This is a genomic window from Sinorhizobium psoraleae, assembly GCF_013283645.1.
GTDB classification, from domain to species: domain Bacteria; phylum Pseudomonadota; class Alphaproteobacteria; order Rhizobiales; family Rhizobiaceae; genus Sinorhizobium; species Sinorhizobium psoraleae.
Genome location: NZ_JABEKV010000004.1, coordinates 728450 through 746227, shown reverse-complemented (window position 1 = coordinate 746227; position 17778 = coordinate 728450). Strand labels below are relative to the sequence as shown.

The following is a 17778-nucleotide window of genomic DNA, read 5'->3' as shown; positions in this document are numbered from 1 at the left end:
GGGTGGATCAAGTACTTCCATGCTTGCAAGCCTTTCAGAGTCGTCAAGATAAAGTCGGTATGCACAAGAAGCAGCAACCTCTTTCTGTTCCTTGGCCCTGTTAAACTCAAACGACGCCCGCGCATAATCTTCGCGGATATGGAGGCGGTTCCTGGCGATATTGTCGGAGAGTTTGCGCCACATCGCTGCGACGGGATCGAAGTTGCCGGACCCGCGCTCGTCGAGGATGAAGTCGTCGACCAGCGTCTCAAGCAGCATCACACCCTTAAGATTCTTGGGTCGGCGAGCTGCGGTCGTGAGCGGCGGCCGGCATGAACGCTGCGCCGCCGATAATCGGAGCCGCCTCCTCTGTCCCATCCGGGCATCTCCCGCTGGAAGAGGGAGAACATCTGTAACTTACTTCCAAAAACACTTGCCCCGGCACGGTTCCGCACCGAGGGCCCCATGTTGTGCCTGCAACACGGACGATCTCGAATCGACGAGCACGTCGCGGTTCATGGGTGAGAAACGCGCGATCATGCGCACGCGATCTTCTCATTCATCTGAAAACCTCCGGTAGTGACGCGCAGCCATGAGTTTCCGAAAACCCCTGATTTTTTAGGGAACATTCCCGCGAGTTGCGAATTTAAGTGCTCACTAAATTAGGGAGAGAAACATGAAAACCCGAGATGTACTTTTAAAGAGCACCGGCCTGGCCCTGATGTCGGTCGGTTTTTTAATACCGGCAACGGGTACCGCACGCGCCCAAGCCCTCGAGGGGCCGATACTCACGGCTGATCAGTGCAGTCCCCTGACAGAGGCGAACTACGAGGCCTGCTGCGTGGCTCGGAACAGAGCCGATATCCTGACGACCGACCAAATCAACCAATGTCCGCCGTTATCCACGGCGGCTATTGGGAACCCCTTCTCCACGACCTCCACCGAAGGCTTCGATAGAGATGGTGGCGGCGGCTCCGGCGGCGGTGGCGGTGGTCCCGGCGGCGGCGGCGGTGGTCCCGGCGGCGGTGGTGGCGGTCCCGGTGGCGGCGGTGGCGGTCCCGGCGGCGGCGGTGGCGGTCCCGGTGGCGGTGGCGGCGGTCCCGGCGGCGGCGATGATCCCGGCGACGACGACGATGATCCCGACAACGGCGGCGGCGATCCCGACAACGGCGACGATGATCCCGACAACGGCGGCGGCGATCCCGACAACGGCGACGATGATCCGGACGACGATGACCGTGACCCCGGCAACGGCGACGATGATCCGGACGACGGTGACCGTGATCCCGGCAATGGCGGCGGTGACGGCGACGCCGACGATCAGGATTAGGGAGATCCACGCCCACGCCAGATGAACAGGCAAGTCGCGCCGGCCGATCACGGCTGGCGCGACTTGCTCATCACCGTTCCGAAAAAAGCAGCGGCTGGAGCGGGTCCCGAAGTTGACGCCGGGCCTGGTCCGGTAACCACCCGGCTGTCCGTCTTGAAACACACCCTCCAGCGTGCATCGCATTTCATCAAAAGAAGGGCCGCCTTGAAGCAGTGGGCCATAGCGAACGACGCAACGACTGCGCGAAGACACAAGACGAAACGGCGGTCGGAAACATGCTCCTGCAGCCAGACGGACGATTCTACCGCGTTTGAATCGAGACGACCCTGCCCTACTCCGCCGCCTTCACCTCGATCGCCTCCAGCTCATACGAATACCCCTCCAGCATCTGATATGCCTGCTCGATCGCCTCGATCTGCGCCTCGGCATTCTTGATCGCCTCGGCGATCGACTGGCTGCGGGCGCGGAGCATCGAGCCGAGCACGTCGGTCTCCGGCCGCCGGCCGAGGCGGTCGAGATGCTTGCGCACACGCGAGCGGTGGCGTTCGAGTTCGAGGATGTGGAAGCGGTTCTTGACGATGTCGTCGGAGAGTTTGCGCCGCATCGCCGCGACGGGATCGAAGCTGCCGGGCTCGCGCTCGTCGAGGATGAAATCGTTGACCAGTGTTTCGAGCATCATCAGGCCCTTGAGGTCCTTGGGGTCGGCTAGCTGCGGATCGTAGCCGGTGTCGTCATAGACCTTGCGCCGCACCGGATCCTTGAGCAGGTCATAGGCCGCCTGCAGCTTGCCGAACTGCTCGGCATCGCCCCCGCGGTCGGGATGCGCGGTCTTCACCGCCTTTCGGTAGGCAGTCCGGATCGCCCGCTCGTCGGCGTCGCGCTCAATTCCGAGGAGGACATAGGGATCGATCACGCGGGGCACCTGTTCATCAACTGCGTATTCCTTCCGGTTCAGACCTACCGGTTCGCTGCGGCCGCAGCAAGCCCATGGCGGTTGCAGCCGAGCGTCGGGACGAAAATGTGGTCAGAAAGAGGCAATCCACGACATTTCCTCATCGACGCGCCTTCGAGGGAAACCACGTAAACGGCGGCAGGCAAGGCGTTGCGGCCGGTGTCGCGGCAGCCGGAAACTCTCCCCTTGCCTTTTTTCGCGAATACTGCCACTTCTAAACCGTTCGGGCGTTTTCAATCCCGGAGACTGGACTTTCGTTTGAGCCCGGCCATTCGCCGGGACTGCCGCAAGCGGCATCGTAGACGTCTTTTCCCCGATATCGTGACCACTCGACGCCTTTCAGTGCCGATAGCACTGAAGACGACCCGTTCGCATCCCTCCGGGGGCGCGGGCACTACCTGCAGCAGCCGATACGTGATATTGAAGCGTTGGGTTGCGGCAAAAAAGACAGACTGAAGGAAAAGGACTTCTTCCATGGCCACCAAGGGCATCGTAAAATTCTTCAACCAGGACAAGGGCTTTGGTTTCATCACGCCGGACGGCGGCGCGAAGGACGTATTCGTCCACATCTCCGCCGTTCAGGCCGCCGGCCTCGCAACCCTGAAGGACGGCCAGCAGGTTGCCTTCGACACCGAGCCGGATCGCATGGGCAAGGGCCCGAAGGCCGTCAACCTCCAGGCTCTCTAAGCCGGACGTTTCCGACGGAATTTGAAGAACGGCGCTTCGCAAGAGGCGCCGTTTTTTGTTGGGTGCGCTTACGGAGGCGCGACCGCGCCCTGTGCTCCCTCATTCCTGTGCTCGTCACAGGAATCCAGTGCGCCCAAGTCCTTGGGCGCGGGAGATACTTAGGCGAGCAACGCCGGGAGAATCCGTCTTTCAATGAACGGAGTCATTCACAGCGCGGACGCGCTGTGAATGACGAGCACAGGAATGAGAGACGAGAGGAGAGGTCGGCTCGAAAAGAGACCGGCGCGCCCTACTCCGCCGCCTGCCTTGCGGTCGCGGCCTCGAACACGGCGTCGAAGGCGGCGTGGATCACCTCCGGACCGGCGCCCTTGCGCGTGGCTTCGGCGGAAAGGATCTGGCGGTAGCGCCGGGCCCCGGGCCAGCCCTGGAAAAGGCCGACCATGTGCCGGGTGACGTGGATCAGCCGGCCGCCGCTGGCAATATGGGTAGCGGCGTAGTCCGCCATCGCGTCGCGCACGCCAGCCCAGAAATCGAGCGACAGGCGATGGTGGCGATCGGAGAAGGTGTCTGGCTCGATCGGGTCCGGCGCGGCACCTGTCAGAGGATGGGCGAAATAACCGTCGGCAGCGGTCAGGAGGCCACTGTCGTGATAGGCGGCGCGGCCAAGCATGACGCCGTCCAGCGCTTGCCCAGCTTCGGCTTCGAGGGCTGGGGCGTTGGCCGCGCCGGGCGGCAACAGGCGACGATCCAGATGCGAGAGCGCCTGATCCAGTGTCTGAAGACCGCCGTTGAGGCCTATGAAAAGATTCGGGTGCTCCGCCTTCAGCCGATGCACGAGGCCGTAGTCGAGTGGTGGGACCTCGCGGTTTTCCCTGGGGCTCAGGCCTTGCAGCCAGGCCTTGCGCGCATGCACCCAGACGGCATCCGTGCCGGCATCCTTCGCGCGGGCGACGAGGTCGCGCAGCGCCAGTTCCGGGTTCTGGTCGTCGACGCCGATTCGGCATTTGACGGTCACGGGGATCCTGACCGCCGCCTTCATCGCCGCGACGCATTCGGCGACGAGCGCCGGCTCCTGCATCAGGCAGGCGCCGAAGGTGCCCGATTGCACGCGGTCGGACGGACAGCCGACATTCATGTTGATCTCGTCGTAGCCGAAAGCTTCGCCGATCCGCGCGGCCTCCGCCATCTTCGCGGGATCATTGCCGCCGAGCTGCAAGGCGACCGGGTTCTCCGAGGCGTCATGGCCGAGCAGCTTCTCGCGATCGCCCCGCAGGATTGCGTCGGCGACGATCATCTCCGTATAGAGCAGCGCATGGCGCGAGAGCTGCCGCGCGAAGAAGCGGTAGTGACGATCCGTCCAGTCGATCATGGGCGCCACGGCGAAGATGGGCGCCTTGAAGTATCGGGGTTTTCCCGGATTTTCAGCCATTGACGGCAAGTCTCTCACGTCTCATCGGTTCGCACGATGCCCCGGGGCGCCGCGACGGATCTGTCGCGGCCGGAGCCATATCGGAGCGGCAGTGCAGAATTAGGGCGAGGTCTTATACCGCGCAAATCCAGGTAAAGCGAGACTGCAGCCGTCGCTGATTGCCGCCGGTAAACGACACTCCTTTGGGCACCTTGCCGGTGCTCGCGTGACGGGTCGCCGGCTTTTCCAACCGCGCGCCGGCAGCTGCAACCATTCCGCCATCCGCCACGTATTCTCCAGGAAAAGGGCTCGCCACGATGGAACCACGGGGATGCTCCCGGAGTTCCTTTTCGGAGTAAGGAGGAACAATGCCTAAAGCGCTTGCACAAAACATCCGCCACGATCATCCCGACCGCGACCTTGAATGCCAACGCGCGCTGGATGACGATTTCCACCTGCTGATCGCCTTGGCCGAGAGCGAAGGCTGGACGTGGCAGGAGATCGCGCTGGCTCTGATGGAATTGACCGAGGACTATGTGATGGCCATGCGCTTGGATGCCGAAATGAAGCAAGGCGTCTCGGCAGCGGTTTCAAGGACGTTGCATTGACCTCCACGGCCGCGTTCCGCCTCAACCCCCGGGCGCATGCCGGTTCGGCGCCGCGTTGCCTCCCTCGAACAAAGCGAAGAATTCATCCGGTTTTTTCGGCTCGTTCGCGTGAAGTCTCACCGATCCATCTCTTCCCACGACCACGACGGTGAAGTCGCGAACCTCATTCACGTCGAGGTCTTCACGGATCTGGCGTGCGTCGAGGTCGCCGCCGGCTCCGTAGAGAGGTACGACGCAGCCGTCCCGCACGCGCAGGACCACAACATCATGACGTGCAAGTTCGCGGTGCTTGGCAAGAAGCAGCTTCTCCTGCCGCGCCGCCTTCTCGTTCGTCAGGTCGGAGAAGATGACGATGACGCGGTTCCTCCATTCGAATTGTGCCAGACTGCTGCCGGCGGTCTGCGACAGCGACGGTTCGCCGAGAATTTCGGCAACAAGCGATTTCGTCCACATCTTTGCTTTTCCTAATGCGACAGAATATCGGCGCGCCATGTCAACATGGCACGCGATCCACCACGCATAACTCATTGGGGGCAGTCCGCTCCGGCTCCTCAAAGTCCGGCGCAATCATCAAGGCGCTCCCCTCCGAGCTTGCCGAAACAAAACCCATGTGAAGGCCGATAGTTCCTCAGCCGGCAGGAAGTCCCCTCGGCCAGGAATTCTACGCGCCCCGCGCCCCGCGGGAACGTCGCGCCCCCAAGGAAGGACACGCCCGCAAATTAGCGGACAAACCGTAATTCCTGCGCTACATTGAAGCACCTGGCTCAAGGTGCGCGTCCGAGGAGCGCGGAACCGGGACCCTGCTGACGACGTTGTTGTCCATGATCTCAAGGAGGAGAAGCATGCATCAAGTGTTGTGGAGCCATCCGATTGAACTTGGATTGACCGGTAATGACGTGCGCACGGTCAAGGGACCGTCCGACGCGCTCAGGTGCCTGGCGGACCAATGGCCCCACCGTGGACCTTACTACGTCGCCGCCCGCAGCGCCTGTCGCGCTGCGATCGCTGGCCGCCGTACCGTCGAAGAAGCCCGCAAACTCTTTATTTCCGCCGCTAAGGAGGCGCATTTAGAGACGCATTGAGGCATCGACGCACGGCGTTGTGTACGATATCGCGCGAACTGGCGAAGACGTTGTTCTTTGTTTCCGCGGTAACTTGGCCCCGGCCTATCTGCGCATAGATTAGTTTCCGACCGAAGCGACCACAGGCGGAAATGTACTACTTTTTCGTTCCCGCGCATCTCGAAATGACACAGAAATCTTCGCGAAACTGCCCGATTTCTGTCGCGAAGCGTTCATTTCTTGCGGTTATATTCTGAGGTGCCTCATAAAAACCAATTTCGGAGAGCTTTAGTCCACACCAAAAGGGAAAAATAAAACGGGAGAGCCACCATGAGCGAGAGCCATCTCTATCGCATAGTCGAAGTGAGCATGAAGCGCGAAAGCGGCCGCAAGGATATCGGCATCATGACCGTCCGCCAGGCCCTTGAACTTCCCGAAGTACCCAGCCTCGAATACAGCCACCCGGAACTCAATTCGCGCTCGGACGGCCGGTTTCTGACCCGCGACCAGCTTAGAGACTATGTGCGCTGCGCCTGATCGCAGCCACCGCATCAAGCCCTCGGCATACTTTGCCTTTTGCGGCAGCCGTTCCGGCTGCTAACCTTCACCTCCAGATTCGCCGCAGCGCCGCGCGTCCAATCGACACGCGAAGGCGTTGCGGCGTTTCGCGCGTCTGCTCTACAGCGCCGCGCGTCTTATCAGACGCGCAAAGGTCGCTGTAGCACTTTGAAATGCTGCATGTCTTTGTCCTTGAATCGAGGTCGATTCAAGGAGACATGCGGTAGGGTCGATTTTCATTGCCGGGTCAATCGCGGTAGAAGGGGATTCATGGAAACTGTCATACCGCCCTCGCCGCCCGTGCTGCTGCCGATCTCCGGCAGCCTCGTGGGCTTTCCGGTCCGACGTGTCTATTGCGTCGGCCGCAACTATGCCGCCCACGCGATCGAGATGGGACATGATCCCGACCGCGAACCGCCATTCTTCTTCCAGAAGAATCCCAACAACCTGCTGCCGCCGGGCGCGAACTTCCCCTACCCGCCGCGCTCCTCCGACGTGCACCATGAGGTGGAGCTGATCGTCGCCTTGCGCAGCGGCGGCGCCGACATTCCCGTCGAGGAAGCCGTCAACCACGTCTATGGATACGCCGTCGGCATCGATTTCACGCGCCGCGACCTGCAGGCGGAGGCGAAGAAGGCCGGCAAGCCGTGGGCGGCCGCCAAGGCCTTCGAGCATTCCGCACCGGTCTCGGAGATCGTGCCGGCCGAAGCGATCGGCCATCCGGTCAACGGCAACATCTGGCTGAAGGTCAACGGCGAACTGCGTCAGCAGGGCGATCTCGAACAGATGATCTGGAAGGTACCCGAGATCATCGCCGAGCTTTCCGGGACCTTTACGCTTGCGCCGGGCGACGTGATCATGACCGGAACACCCGCAGGCGTCGGGCCGGTTCGGCGCGGCGACATCGTCACCTGCGGCGTCGATGGCGTCGCCGCGCTTTCGGTCATCGTAGTCTAACGCCTACATGTTTTTATCCTTGAATCGGCTGGGATTTGAGGAAACATGCAGTAGCCAGGAAGGAAACACGCATGCCGTTCTTCGCACTCGGACCGCTGCGGCCGCAAAAGCCGGCGGAAGGCAGCTATTGGGTCGCCCCCGACGCCAACGTCATCGGCCAGGTGGAAATCGGCGAGGATGTCGGCATCTGGTTCGGCGCGACGCTGCGCGGCGACAACGAGCCGATCCGCATCGGTGCGCGCACGAACATCCAGGAAGCCGTGATCATCCATGTCGACCCCGGTTTCCCGACGACGATCGGCGAAGGCTGCACCATCGGTCATCGGGCAATCATCCACGGCTGCTCGATCGGCGACAATTCGCTGATCGGCATGGGCGCGACCGTGTTGAACGGCGCGAAAATCGGCAGGAACTGCCTCGTCGGCGCCAGTGCGCTCGTCACCGAAGGCAAGGAATTTCCCGACAATTCGCTGATCCTCGGTTCGCCGGCCAAGGTGATCCGCACGCTGGATGACGCCGCGGTCGAGCGGCTGAAGCGTTCCGCCGAACATTACGTGAAGAACTGGCAGCGCTATGCCGCCCAGTTCACGCGGCTGGACTGACGCTCACACCGGCACAAATCAGGCGGCGCAGCTCCCGCAGTGCCCGCGGATTTCGATCGTCGTCTTCTCGGTCTTGAAATTCTGCGCGCGCACGAGCGCCGAAAGGCGCTCTTCGATCGCTTCGTCGTGGAACTCCGTCACCTGGCCGCAGCCCTCGCAGATGGTGAAGGCGGTGACGCCGCGATCATGTTCGTGGTCATGCGGGCAGGTGCAGGCAACGAAGGCGTTCAGGCTCTCCAGCCTGTGGACGAGGCCGTATTCGAGCAGCTTGTCGAGCGCGCGATAGACCTGCAGCGGCGCGCGAAATCCCTGGTCGCGCAGCTTGTCGAGAATCGTGTAGGCGCTCATCGGGCCTTCTGAATGGGCCAGCGCTCCCATCACCAGCGATTGGTTTTTCGTCAATTGCGGCGTGGCCATTACTGGTGTCCTCCGTTCGGAAAATGTGAAGCGCTTTCGAGCCTTCTGCCGACCGGCAGGAGACTCAGCACGAACAGCGCAAGCGCCGCAACCACAATAGACGGTCCCGACGGGGTGTCGAAGTGGAGCGAGCCGAAAAGCCCGCCGGCAACGGCGAGCGCGCCGATCACCGAGGCAAGCACGGCCATGATCTCCGGCGACCCGGCAAAGCGACGCGCCGTCGCCGCCGGAATGATCAGAAGCGACGTGATCAGCAGAATGCCGACGATCTTCATGGCAATGGCGATCACCAGCGCCATCAGCAACATGAAGAAAAGCCGCGCCCTCTCGGGTCGCAGGCCTTCGGCTTCCGCCAGTTCCGGATTGACGGTCGAGGCAAGCAGCGGCCGCCAGAGATAGACGAGCGCGAAGACGACCAGAATGCCGCCGCCCCAGATGATGTCGATGTCGGCCTCGGAAACAGCAAGGATGTCACCGAAGAGAAAGCCGACCAGATCGATCCGCACCCAGGTCATGAAGGCGACGATGACGAGGCCGATCGACAGCGCCGAATGCGAGAGGATGCCGAGCAGCGCATCCGTCGACAGCGCGCCGCGCTTCTGCAGGAACAAGAGCAGCAGCGAGACGACGGAAGCGACGATAAAGACGCTGACCATGAGATTGAGTTCGAGGAGCAGCGACAGCGCCACGCCGAGCAGCGCCGAATGGGCCATGGTGTCGCCGAAATAGGCCATGCGCCGCCAGATGACGAAACAGCCGAGCGGCCCGGCGACGATGGCGATGCCGATGCCGGCGACGAGTGCGCGGATGAAGAAATCGTCAAGCATCGCGCTTCTCCGGCTGTTCGTAGCCGTGGAGCCGCGCGTGATGGCCGCAGCCGCAGTCCGGATCGTGGTCGTGCACGTCCTCGCCTTCCTCATGGTGATGATGACCGTCGCCCGGGAAGCAGCTTTCGGTGATGCTGCCGTCCGCATGCAGCACGCGCCCGTCCGGCAGGTGCGTATGGTCGTGATGGTGGCTGTAGACCGCGAGCGTGCCCGCTGCCCGCCGGCCGAAGAGCTTCAGATATTCCGGGCTCTGGCTCACCGCTTGCGGCGTGCCGCGGCAGCAGACATGGCCATTGAGGCAGACGACCGTGTCGGTTTCCGCCATGACGATATGAAGATCATGCGAGATCAGCAGGATCCCGCAGCCGGTGCGGTTGCGGATCTGCTTGATGAGTTCGTAAAGCGCGATCTCGCCGGAGAAATCGACGCCCTGGACCGGCTCATCGAGAACAAGCAGGTCAGGCTTGCGGGCGATTGCGCGGGCAAGAAGCGCGCGCTGGAACTCGCCCCCCGAAAGATGCTGCACTTCCGCTTTCGCCATGTGCAGCATGCCGGTTGCGGCGAGCGCCTCCTCGATTTCGCGTGCCTTCAAGGGACCCGTCAGCGTCATCAGCCGCTCGACTGTCAAGGGCAAGGTCCAGTCGATCGCGAGCTTCTGCGGCACATAACCGACCTTGAGCCCGCCGATCCGCTCGACATATCCCTCGTCCGGCTTCAGCACGCCGATCGCCGTCTTCGCCGTCGTCGATTTTCCCGACCCGTTCGGCCCGATGAGGGTGACGATCTCGCCGCGGCCGATCGAAAACTCGACGCCGCGCACGAGCCATCGCCCGTTTCGGCGGACCCCGGTGTTGTTGAGGCTGACGAGCGGCCTCGTTTCTGGCGATCGGAAATTCAGCATCAAAAAATTCCGGATTGATGGTTGCCAGTGGCTATCGCACACGTTATAGCATAACGCAATTGATGTAATAACATTACATGGCGATGCTGCGCAACATCCAATGCGCAAAGGCTGCGTAACACTTTGAACCTGTTAAGCTCGGAGACCCCGATGAAATCGACGCCTGCCCTGCTCTTTGCATCCACAGTTCTTCTCTCCTCTCCCGCCTGGGCGGATGCACCCAATGTGGTGGCTTCCATCAAGCCTGTCCACTCGCTGGTCGCTTCGATCATGGAGGGGGTCGGAGAACCGTCGCTTATCGTCGAGGGCGGCGCCTCCCCGCATACCTACAACATGAAGCCCTCGAATGCCGCGGCACTGCAGGAGGCCAAGGTGGTGTTCTGGGTCGGCCACGGACTCGAAGCCTTCCTCGACAAACCGCTCGATGCGCTCGGCAGCAACGCCAAGGTGGTGGAACTCGGTGAGGCGCCCGGCCTCGAGAAGCTGAAATTCCGCGAGGGCGGTGCGTTCGAGGCGCATGACGAGGAGGGCCATGAAGGCGAAGATCACGGCGCCGAGGAGGCGGCCCACGAAGGACACGAAGAGCATGCCGGCGAACAGGAAGCCGCCCACGAGCACGACCATGCAGAAGGCGAGTTCGACATGCATATGTGGCTCGATCCGATGAACGCCAAGGCAATGGCCGCCGAGATCGAAAAGGCGCTCGCCGAAGTAGATCCGGAAAATGCCGCCGCCTACGAGGCCAATCTAGCCAAGCTCAACCAACGACTGGATGCGCTGGACAAGCATCTTGCGGAGACGGTCGCGCCGGTCCAGGACAAGCCCTTCGTCGTCTTCCACGACGCCTATCAGTATTTCGAACATCGCTACAAGGTCCGGGTCGCCGGCTCCATCACCGTCAGTCCCGAAGTCCTGCCCGGCGCCGAACGGCTTTCGGAGATCCGTGCCAAGATCAAGGAACTGGGCGCGACCTGCGTCTTTGCCGAACCGCAGTTCGAGCCGAAGCTGATCAATGTCGTCATCGAGGGCACCCCGGCGAAATCCGGAACGCTCGATCCTGAGGCGGCAACGCTCGATGCAGGCCCGGGCCTCTATTTCCAGATGATGGAGAATATCGGCGCTTCGATGAAATCCTGCCTCGCTTCGGCGAGCTGAAGCAGTTCCAAAAAAAGCGTGTAGCGGTTTCCGTCCGGAATTGCGAAATCCAAAAGTCGTCCTCCCAAGGCGGCGAAGGGCGGGCTGCCAAAGCCCGCCTTTCTTTCATTCCCGTCTCAGTAAGCGCCGGCAAGGCCGACGATCACCCCGGTTGCAAGGCTGATCAGCAGGAAATCATTGTCGACGCGCACCCATTGCTGACCGCGCGGCGGGGTGCGCAACCTGTAACGGCGGTAGTCACGGACATACGCCATATGACGGCGCTCGGCCGGGCTCAGCCGGTGTCCACGCGCCCAGCGATGCTTCTTGATGATCACGCGCTTCTCAACGGTCTTCTCGACGCGTTTATGTACGTGGCGGTCGACAGACTTGGACCGATAACGGTCATGCGCCTGCGCAACCTCGAAGGATCCGGACGGCTGGGCGAGAGCCATGGGGCTTGCCAGGAAGGAACTGGCGACTAGGGCAATGATGAGACGTTTCATGAGGGGCTTCCTTTCGTTATGCCCCTCGAAACTAGAACTCCCTTCCTGAACCGAATATGAAACGCCGCATTACAATTATGTAATGATAATCGGCGTTTATGATTGTTTCCTTATAAATTGAATTCGCTCAGACAAGTGCGTCGTAACGAAACCGATCGAAATCCGCGGGCAGTGCGCTGCCCGAGGTGTCGAAGGCGAACATGCCGGCGAAGGCGCCGGTGAAGGAGCCGTGCTCCCCGCGGCCGCCTTCGTCTGAAACAACGCCGGCATCGAGCACCGGGCCGATCGCCTGCCATGTATCGCGCTCCGTTGCCCGGCAGAAGAACTGCAGGTCGTTGTCCCGCACTTCCATCGAGAGGTGGATCGGTCCGTCCGGAACCGCGACGCCACTGCCCGCCGGGAACTGCAGGCGGCCATGCGGAAAATCGCCGGGGCAGGAAAGAATCGTGACTACACGACCGAGCTTTTCGTGCCAGGTGACGCCCAACGCATGGAACTTGTGCCGGTTGTAGTAATGCGTCAGGCCGGCCACCTGCTGATAGGTCTCCGGCGCGAACTCGACCACGGTCTCGGCCCGGAACGAATGATGCTCCTGCCGCCGCGCCACCAGCGCCTGCTCGAACCAGCTGCCGATGCTTTCCCGTCCGAAGAGCCGGAGGTGCCCTTCCCGCCACGTCAGCGAGAAGATGCGGTCGGCCACAGGCGTGCGCAGCCACTGGAACTCGGAGGGAAGCTCGGCCCCGTCGAAATCGGTCTCGATCACTCTTGGCGCGGCGACGTCACCTGTCTGGCCCGGCGCCGGAACGGTGACGTCCGGGACCGTGCCGCCGTTTTCCAGATAAAGCCAGTCATCCTCGCGCCAGACGCATTTCTGCAGCGCCGTCTCGCGGCCGAGAGTGCACCGGCGTTGCGGCGGCAGCGGACGGCCGCAGAGATGGGTGTGATAGGCCTGACCGTCCGGCGTTTCGACATATTGGCCGTGACCGGCTCGCTGCAGCATGGCCTGCGGGTGGTCCTTCGAAGTAATGAGATGGACGTTCGGATGCATCTCGTAGGGCCCGTCGATGCTGCGCGAACGCGCCATCGTCACCGCATGGTCGTAGCCCGTCCCGCCTTCTGCTGTCGACAGATAGTACCAGCCGTTGCGCTTGAAGAGATGCGGCCCCTCGACCAGCCCTCGCGAGCTCCCGGCGAAGATGTTCTTGACCGGTCCGACGAGCCGGCGCGTGCGCTCGTCCCATTCCTGCAGCAGAATGCCGTCGAATGCCGGGCTCTTCGGCGCGCCGCCGAAGCTCTCCGTGCGGTGGTTCCATTGCATGTTGAGGAACCACTTGCGGCCGTCATCGTCATGAAAGAGCGAAGGGTCGAAGCCCGAGGAGTTGACGTAGACCGGATCGGACCAGGTCGCCTCTACGGCTTCGGCCGTGACGATGTAGTTGTGCGCATCCTTGAAATTGCCGTCGAAGCGTTTGACGTCGGTATAGACCAGCCAGAACAGCCCGTCGGAATAGGAAAGGCACGGCGCCCAGATGCCGCAGCTGTCGGGATTGCCGCGCATGTCGAGCTGGCTTGCCCGCTCCAGCGGTCGGCGCACGAGCCGCCAGTTCACGAGATCGCGCGAATGGTGGATCTGCACGCCCGGATACCATTCGAAGGTCGAGGTTGCGATGTAATAATCGTCGCCGACGCGGCAGATCGACGGGTCCGGGTTGAAACCCGGCAGGATCGGGTTGCGGATAGTCGCGGCCATGTCTTGCATCCTCCCCAGATTCTCGGCGTGCGCATCCAGCCCGAAACTCCCAACCGTTTCAAGCCCCGTCACGCCGGTTCCTGTGCAGGAAGGAGCAGGCGGAATTGTCCTGCTTCCGAATCGCCTGAGCATGGGCGAAACCGGTGTCCATTCTGTGGAGCGCCAGTATGGAGCAAACGGCGATCTCCACGCGCTTGTGCCTAACTCTTGGGCACTTTTTGCCGACGCATGTTCGACTTTCGTCTGAGACCCCGCCGCTATCCTAGAAAAACAGGCATCAGACTTGAAAGGAGGCTTGAAATCGGCACTGTGGCTGTGCTTGGCAAAAGATAAAAACAGCCACTGCGGGGAGGATCTTGATGAAACCGTTACTCGGCTTCAGCCGATTGATTGACACAATCACCGAGAATATCGGCAAGGCGGTCGGCTGGCTCATTCTGGTCGCCGTGCTCGTCAGCGCCGGCAATGCCGTCATCCGAAAAATCTTCAACATGTCGTCGAATGCCTGGCTCGAGGCGCAATGGTACCTCTTCGGCGCAGCCTTCATGTTCGCTGCCGCCTATACGCTCAGCCAGAACGAGCACATCCGCATCGACGTCGTCTACGGCAGTTTCTCGCGCCGCGTTCAGCACCGGATCGACCTTTTCGGTCACGTCTTCTTCCTGATGCCGTTCGTGCTGCTCATGCTCTACTACCTCGTACCCTACGTCCGCATGTCCTACCTGTCGGGCGAAGGCTCTTCGAGCGCCGGTGGCCTGATCATCTGGCCGGCCAAGGCCATCCTGCTCATCGGCTTCATCCTGCTTGCCCTGCAGGGGGTTTCTGAAATCATCAAGAAGATCGCGATCATGACGGGAAACATGGACGATCCCACCCCCTATGTGCCGACGCACGCGCCGCTTGACGAAGCTGTAGGTCCGGAGGTGCGCCCGTGATTGCATTCATTGCCGACAACCTGGCACCGATCATGTTCGTATCGCTGATCGTGTTCCTGATGCTGGGTTATCCCGTTGCCTTCTCGCTCGCGGCGAACGGCCTGCTGTTCTTCATCATCGGCGTTGAGCTTGCGCCGCTTTCGGATTCGATCAACCTTTCCTGGCCGCTGCTCAACGCGCTGCCGGAACGGTTCTGGGGGGTGATGTCCAACGACACGTTGCTCGCCATCCCCTTCTTTACCTTCATGGGCATCGTGCTCGAGAAATCCGGCATGGCCGAGGATCTGCTCGACACGATCGGCCAGCTCTTCGGTCCCGTCCGCGGCGGTCTTGCCTATGCGGTCATCTTCGTCGGCGCACTGCTTGCGGCAACCACCGGCGTGGTTGCGGCCTCGGTTATCGCAATGGGGCTGATCTCGCTGCCGATCATGCTGCGCTACGGCTACGACCGGCGGGTCGCCTCGGGCGTCATCGCCGCCTCCGGCACGCTCGCCCAGATCATCCCGCCGTCGCTGGTGCTGATCGTCCTTGCCGACCAGCTCGGCCGCTCTGTCGGCGACATGTATGCCGGCGCCCTCATCCCGGGTCTTGTGCTGACGGGCCTGTACATGGGCTACGTCCTGCTGATGTCGTTCCTGAAGCGCGATTCGATGCCGGCGTTGCCGCTGGAGGCCCGCACGCTGGGTTCGGGCGTCACATCGCTGATCATCGCCCTCATAGCCGCAGCCGGCATCGCCTATGCGGCGCACGTCTACCTCTCTCCGACGCAGGGCGAGAACGCGGACATACTCGGCGCGACGGTCGGCGTGGCGGTCATCTACGTGGTCGCTCTGATCGACCGCGCGCTCAAGATCAATGCGCTTTCGCGGCTGGCCCAACAGGTCATCATCGTTCTGATCCCGCCCCTGGCGCTGATCTTCCTCGTGCTCGGCACGATCTTCCTCGGCATCGCGACGCCGACGGAAGGCGGCGCCATGGGCGCGGTCGGCGCCTTGATCATGGCGGCTGCCAAGGGGCGGCTGAACCTTGATGTCGTCCGCGGGGCACTCACCGCCACGACACGCCTTTCCGCCTTCGTGCTGTTCATCCTGATCGGCGCGCGGGTCTTCTCGCTGACCTTCTATGGCGTCAACGGGCACCTCTGGGTGGAACATCTACTGACGGCGATGCCGGGTGGCGAGACCGGCTTCCTGATTGCGGTCAACCTGCTGGTCTTCTTCCTGGCGTTCTTCCTCGATTTCTTCGAGCTCGCCTTCATCATCGTGCCGCTGCTCGCACCCGCAGCGGACAAGCTCGGGATCGATCTGATCTGGTTCGGCGTGCTGCTCGGCATCAACATGCAGACGAGCTTCATGCACCCGCCGTTCGGCTTCGCGCTCTTCTACCTGCGCTCGGTCGCGGCCAGGGTGCCATATCTCGACAAGGTGACCGGCAAGATGACGCAACCGGTCACCACGGGGCAGATCTACTGGGGTGCGGTGCCTTTCGTCGGCATCCAGATCCTGATGGTGGCGCTGACGATCATGTTCCCGCAGATGGTCATGCACTACAAGGGAAGCGGCGCGGGCGTCGATCCGTCCACCATCAAGATCGAGGTTCCTGGCTTCGGAACCGGTGGCGGCGGGCTCACACTGCCCGACAACGGCGGCGGTCTCGGCCTTCCGGGCGGCCTGCAACTGCCGGGCGGCAGCCCGCTCGACGGCGGCCAGCAGCAGCCGGCCCAGCCGAACGGTGCGCCAGCTCAGCAGAACGGCGCACCTGCCCAGCAGAACAAGCCGGCGCCGGATCTCAGCGCGCCGCCTTCGTTCAACTAGAGCGGCAGAAGCTTTTCCGGTTTTTGCCCCTTATCCGCCTGCCGGCACCTTCTCCCCGCCCGCGGGGAGAAGGACGCGCGCCGCGCCCGCCAGTCCCCTCTCCCCGCATGCGGGGAGAGGGCCAGGGTGAGGGGCAAACTCACCCGACTTCCGTTAATTGAAGAAAAGAGAAAACCCCCGGAGCACTGCTCCGGGGGTTTCCTTATTTCAGCAATGAAACCGCGGCTCAGATCTTGCCGTTCCGCTGCTGGATCATCATGAAGGTATCGTAGTTGTATTCGGCGATCTGCGCGTTCAGATAGTACTCGGCGCGGAAGGCCTTGATCGAGTCCCAGATCTTCTTGAAGGTCGGATTGGCAGCTTCCATCTCCGCATAGACTTCGTTCGCCTTGTCGAAACAGGCGGACAGAATTTCCGCGCTGAACGGGCTGAGCTTCGCGCCGGAAGCCACGAGACGCTTGATGGCCGACGGGTTCAGGAAATCGTACTTCTGCAGCATGTTCGCGTCGGTCGCCTGGCAGGCGGTGCGCAGCAGCGACTGATAGTTCTTCGGCAAGCCGTCGAAAGCCGCCTTGTTGAACATGGCATGCACCGTCGGACCGCCTTCCCACCAACCGGGGTAGTAGTAGTACGGCGCAACCTTGTAGAAGCCGAGCTTTTCGTCGTCATACGGACCGACCCACTCCGCGGCGTCGATCGTACCCTTTTCGAGAGCCGGATAGATATCGCCGCCGGCGATCTGCTGCGGTACGACGCCGAGCTTTTCGACGACCTTGCCGGCGAAACCGCCGATGCGCATCTTGAGGCCCTGCATGTCCGCAACGGTCTTGATCTCCTTGCGGAACCAGCCACCCATCTGCACGCCGGTGTTCCCGCCCGGGAAGCCGACGAGGCCCTGGGTCGCAAGGAACTCGTTGAAGAGGTCGATACCGCCGCCATGATAATGCCAGGCGTTCATGCCGCGCGCGTTGAGCGCGAAGGGCACTGCAGCGCCAAGCGCCCAGGTCGGGTCCTTGCCCCAATAATAATAGGCAACCGTGTGGCAGGCCTCGACGGTTCCTGCAGCAGCGGCGTCAGCGGCCTGCAGACCGGGAACGATTTCGCCTGCGGCGAAAACCTGGATCTGGAAATTGCCGTCGGTCGCTTCGGAAAGATATTTCGACAGCACCTCACCGCCGCCGTAGATCGTGTCGAGCGACTTCGGGAACGACGAGGCAAGACGCCAGTTGATCTTCGGGTTTGCCTGCGCGATGGCCGGCGATGCGAGCGCCGTAGCGGCAGCCGCACCCAGGCCGCCGATGCTCGCGTGTTTGATGAATGAACGGCGATCCATAATTCCTCCCTATTTCCCG

The 17778-nt window shown here is 62.1% G+C and carries 19 protein-coding genes and 1 pseudogene; 10 read left to right on the top strand and 10 right to left on the bottom strand.

The window, feature by feature from the left end:
• Nucleotides 1–129: 129 nt before the first annotated feature.
• Nucleotides 130–326, bottom strand: a pseudogene (locus ILFOPFJJ_RS24610) (molecular chaperone DnaJ); the annotation flags it as partial.
• A 329-nt stretch (nucleotides 327–655) separates the two neighbouring features.
• On the opposite strand from ILFOPFJJ_RS24610, the gene ILFOPFJJ_RS24605 reads away from it, so the two are divergent.
• Complete coding sequence (locus tag ILFOPFJJ_RS24605; RefSeq protein ID WP_173513144.1) at nucleotides 656–1309, top strand: hypothetical protein; 654 nt, start codon at nucleotides 656–658, stop codon at nucleotides 1307–1309.
• A 331-nt stretch (nucleotides 1310–1640) separates the two neighbouring features.
• Here ILFOPFJJ_RS24605 and ILFOPFJJ_RS24600 read toward each other — a convergent pair whose 3' ends face one another.
• Nucleotides 1641–2222 carry a J domain-containing protein gene (locus ILFOPFJJ_RS24600; protein WP_173513143.1) on the bottom strand — a complete coding sequence of 194 codons (582 nt, stop codon included), beginning with the start codon at nucleotides 2220–2222 and terminating at the stop codon, nucleotides 1641–1643.
• Between the two features lie 513 nt (nucleotides 2223–2735).
• Here ILFOPFJJ_RS24600 and ILFOPFJJ_RS24595 point away from each other — a divergent pair.
• Nucleotides 2736–2948 carry a cold-shock protein gene (locus ILFOPFJJ_RS24595; RefSeq protein ID WP_173513142.1) on the top strand — a complete coding sequence of 71 codons (213 nt, stop codon included), beginning with the start codon at nucleotides 2736–2738 and terminating at the stop codon, nucleotides 2946–2948.
• A 289-nt stretch (nucleotides 2949–3237) separates the two neighbouring features.
• Here ILFOPFJJ_RS24595 and dusA read toward each other — a convergent pair whose 3' ends face one another.
• On the bottom strand, nucleotides 3238–4377 hold the full coding sequence (gene dusA / locus ILFOPFJJ_RS24590; protein WP_173513141.1) for a tRNA dihydrouridine(20/20a) synthase DusA: 1140 nt from the start codon (nucleotides 4375–4377) through the stop codon (nucleotides 3238–3240).
• 347 nt (nucleotides 4378–4724) lie between these two features.
• On the opposite strand from dusA, the gene ILFOPFJJ_RS24585 reads away from it, so the two are divergent.
• Complete coding sequence (locus tag ILFOPFJJ_RS24585) at nucleotides 4725–4964, top strand: hypothetical protein (RefSeq protein ID WP_173513140.1); 240 nt, start codon at nucleotides 4725–4727, stop codon at nucleotides 4962–4964.
• Nucleotides 4965–4985: 21 nt separating this feature from the next.
• Here ILFOPFJJ_RS24585 and ILFOPFJJ_RS24580 read toward each other — a convergent pair whose 3' ends face one another.
• Nucleotides 4986–5417 (bottom strand): DUF4174 domain-containing protein, encoded by a 432-nt coding sequence (locus tag ILFOPFJJ_RS24580; protein WP_173513139.1) that lies wholly within the window; start codon nucleotides 5415–5417, stop codon nucleotides 4986–4988.
• 389 nt (nucleotides 5418–5806) lie between these two features.
• Between ILFOPFJJ_RS24580 and ILFOPFJJ_RS24575 the strand changes: the two genes are divergently transcribed.
• The 4 genes from ILFOPFJJ_RS24575 to ILFOPFJJ_RS24560 all read left to right on the top strand — a co-directional run bounded on the left by ILFOPFJJ_RS24575 (nucleotide 5807) and on the right by ILFOPFJJ_RS24560 (nucleotide 8142).
• Nucleotides 5807–6046, top strand: a complete 240-nt coding sequence (locus tag ILFOPFJJ_RS24575) for a DUF982 domain-containing protein (RefSeq protein WP_173513138.1) — start codon at nucleotides 5807–5809, stop codon at nucleotides 6044–6046.
• 309 nt (nucleotides 6047–6355) lie between these two features.
• Entirely contained in the window at nucleotides 6356–6562 is a 207-nt protein-coding gene (locus tag ILFOPFJJ_RS24570) for a hypothetical protein (RefSeq protein WP_173513137.1), read from the top strand.
• Between the two features lie 291 nt (nucleotides 6563–6853).
• On the top strand, nucleotides 6854–7540 hold the full coding sequence (locus tag ILFOPFJJ_RS24565) for a fumarylacetoacetate hydrolase family protein (protein WP_173513136.1): 687 nt from the start codon (nucleotides 6854–6856) through the stop codon (nucleotides 7538–7540).
• A gap of 71 nt (nucleotides 7541–7611) precedes the next feature.
• On the top strand, nucleotides 7612–8142 hold the full coding sequence (locus tag ILFOPFJJ_RS24560; RefSeq protein WP_173513135.1) for a gamma carbonic anhydrase family protein: 531 nt from the start codon (nucleotides 7612–7614) through the stop codon (nucleotides 8140–8142).
• A gap of 18 nt (nucleotides 8143–8160) precedes the next feature.
• Here the strand turns inward: ILFOPFJJ_RS24560 and ILFOPFJJ_RS24555 are convergent, their stop codons facing one another.
• The 3 genes from ILFOPFJJ_RS24555 to ILFOPFJJ_RS24545 are packed head-to-tail and all read right to left on the bottom strand — an operon-like array spanning nucleotide 8161 to nucleotide 10287.
• Nucleotides 8161–8559 (bottom strand): Fur family transcriptional regulator, encoded by a 399-nt coding sequence (locus ILFOPFJJ_RS24555; protein ID WP_173513134.1) that lies wholly within the window; start codon nucleotides 8557–8559, stop codon nucleotides 8161–8163.
• Nucleotides 8559–9386 (bottom strand): zinc ABC transporter permease subunit ZnuB, encoded by an 828-nt coding sequence (gene znuB / locus ILFOPFJJ_RS24550; protein ID WP_173513133.1) that lies wholly within the window; start codon nucleotides 9384–9386, stop codon nucleotides 8559–8561. The genes ILFOPFJJ_RS24555 and znuB overlap by 1 nt, the downstream gene beginning before the upstream one ends.
• Nucleotides 9379–10287 (bottom strand): ATP-binding cassette domain-containing protein, encoded by a 909-nt coding sequence (locus ILFOPFJJ_RS24545; RefSeq protein ID WP_173513132.1) that lies wholly within the window; start codon nucleotides 10285–10287, stop codon nucleotides 9379–9381. The genes znuB and ILFOPFJJ_RS24545 overlap by 8 nt, the downstream gene beginning before the upstream one ends.
• 150 nt (nucleotides 10288–10437) lie before the next feature.
• Here ILFOPFJJ_RS24545 and znuA point away from each other — a divergent pair, with 150 nt between their 5' ends.
• A complete protein-coding gene (gene znuA / locus ILFOPFJJ_RS24540) occupies nucleotides 10438–11442 on the top strand; it encodes a zinc ABC transporter substrate-binding protein ZnuA (protein WP_173513131.1) in 1005 nt (334 codons plus the stop codon).
• Nucleotides 11443–11558: 116 nt separating this feature from the next.
• Here the strand turns inward: znuA and ILFOPFJJ_RS24535 are convergent, their stop codons facing one another.
• A complete protein-coding gene (locus ILFOPFJJ_RS24535) occupies nucleotides 11559–11927 on the bottom strand; it encodes an RcnB family protein (RefSeq protein WP_173513130.1) in 369 nt (122 codons plus the stop codon).
• Nucleotides 11928–12054: 127 nt separating this feature from the next.
• Nucleotides 12055–13677, bottom strand: coding sequence for a glycoside hydrolase family 43 protein (locus ILFOPFJJ_RS24530; protein WP_173513129.1), 1623 nt, complete (start codon nucleotides 13675–13677; stop codon nucleotides 12055–12057).
• Nucleotides 13678–14036: 359 nt separating this feature from the next.
• Here ILFOPFJJ_RS24530 and ILFOPFJJ_RS24525 point away from each other — a divergent pair, with 359 nt between their 5' ends.
• Together ILFOPFJJ_RS24525 and ILFOPFJJ_RS24520 are read left to right on the top strand one after the other, a co-directional pair.
• Nucleotides 14037–14612, top strand: coding sequence for a TRAP transporter small permease subunit (locus ILFOPFJJ_RS24525; RefSeq protein ID WP_173513128.1), 576 nt, complete (start codon nucleotides 14037–14039; stop codon nucleotides 14610–14612).
• On the top strand, nucleotides 14609–16426 hold the full coding sequence (locus tag ILFOPFJJ_RS24520) for a TRAP transporter large permease (RefSeq protein WP_173513127.1): 1818 nt from the start codon (nucleotides 14609–14611) through the stop codon (nucleotides 16424–16426). The genes ILFOPFJJ_RS24525 and ILFOPFJJ_RS24520 overlap by 4 nt, the downstream gene beginning before the upstream one ends.
• Before the next feature lie 226 nt (nucleotides 16427–16652).
• On the opposite strand, the gene ILFOPFJJ_RS24515 is transcribed toward ILFOPFJJ_RS24520, so the two are convergent.
• On the bottom strand, nucleotides 16653–17759 hold the full coding sequence (locus ILFOPFJJ_RS24515) for a TRAP transporter substrate-binding protein (RefSeq protein ID WP_173513126.1): 1107 nt from the start codon (nucleotides 17757–17759) through the stop codon (nucleotides 16653–16655).
• Nucleotides 17760–17778 lie beyond the last annotated feature (19 nt).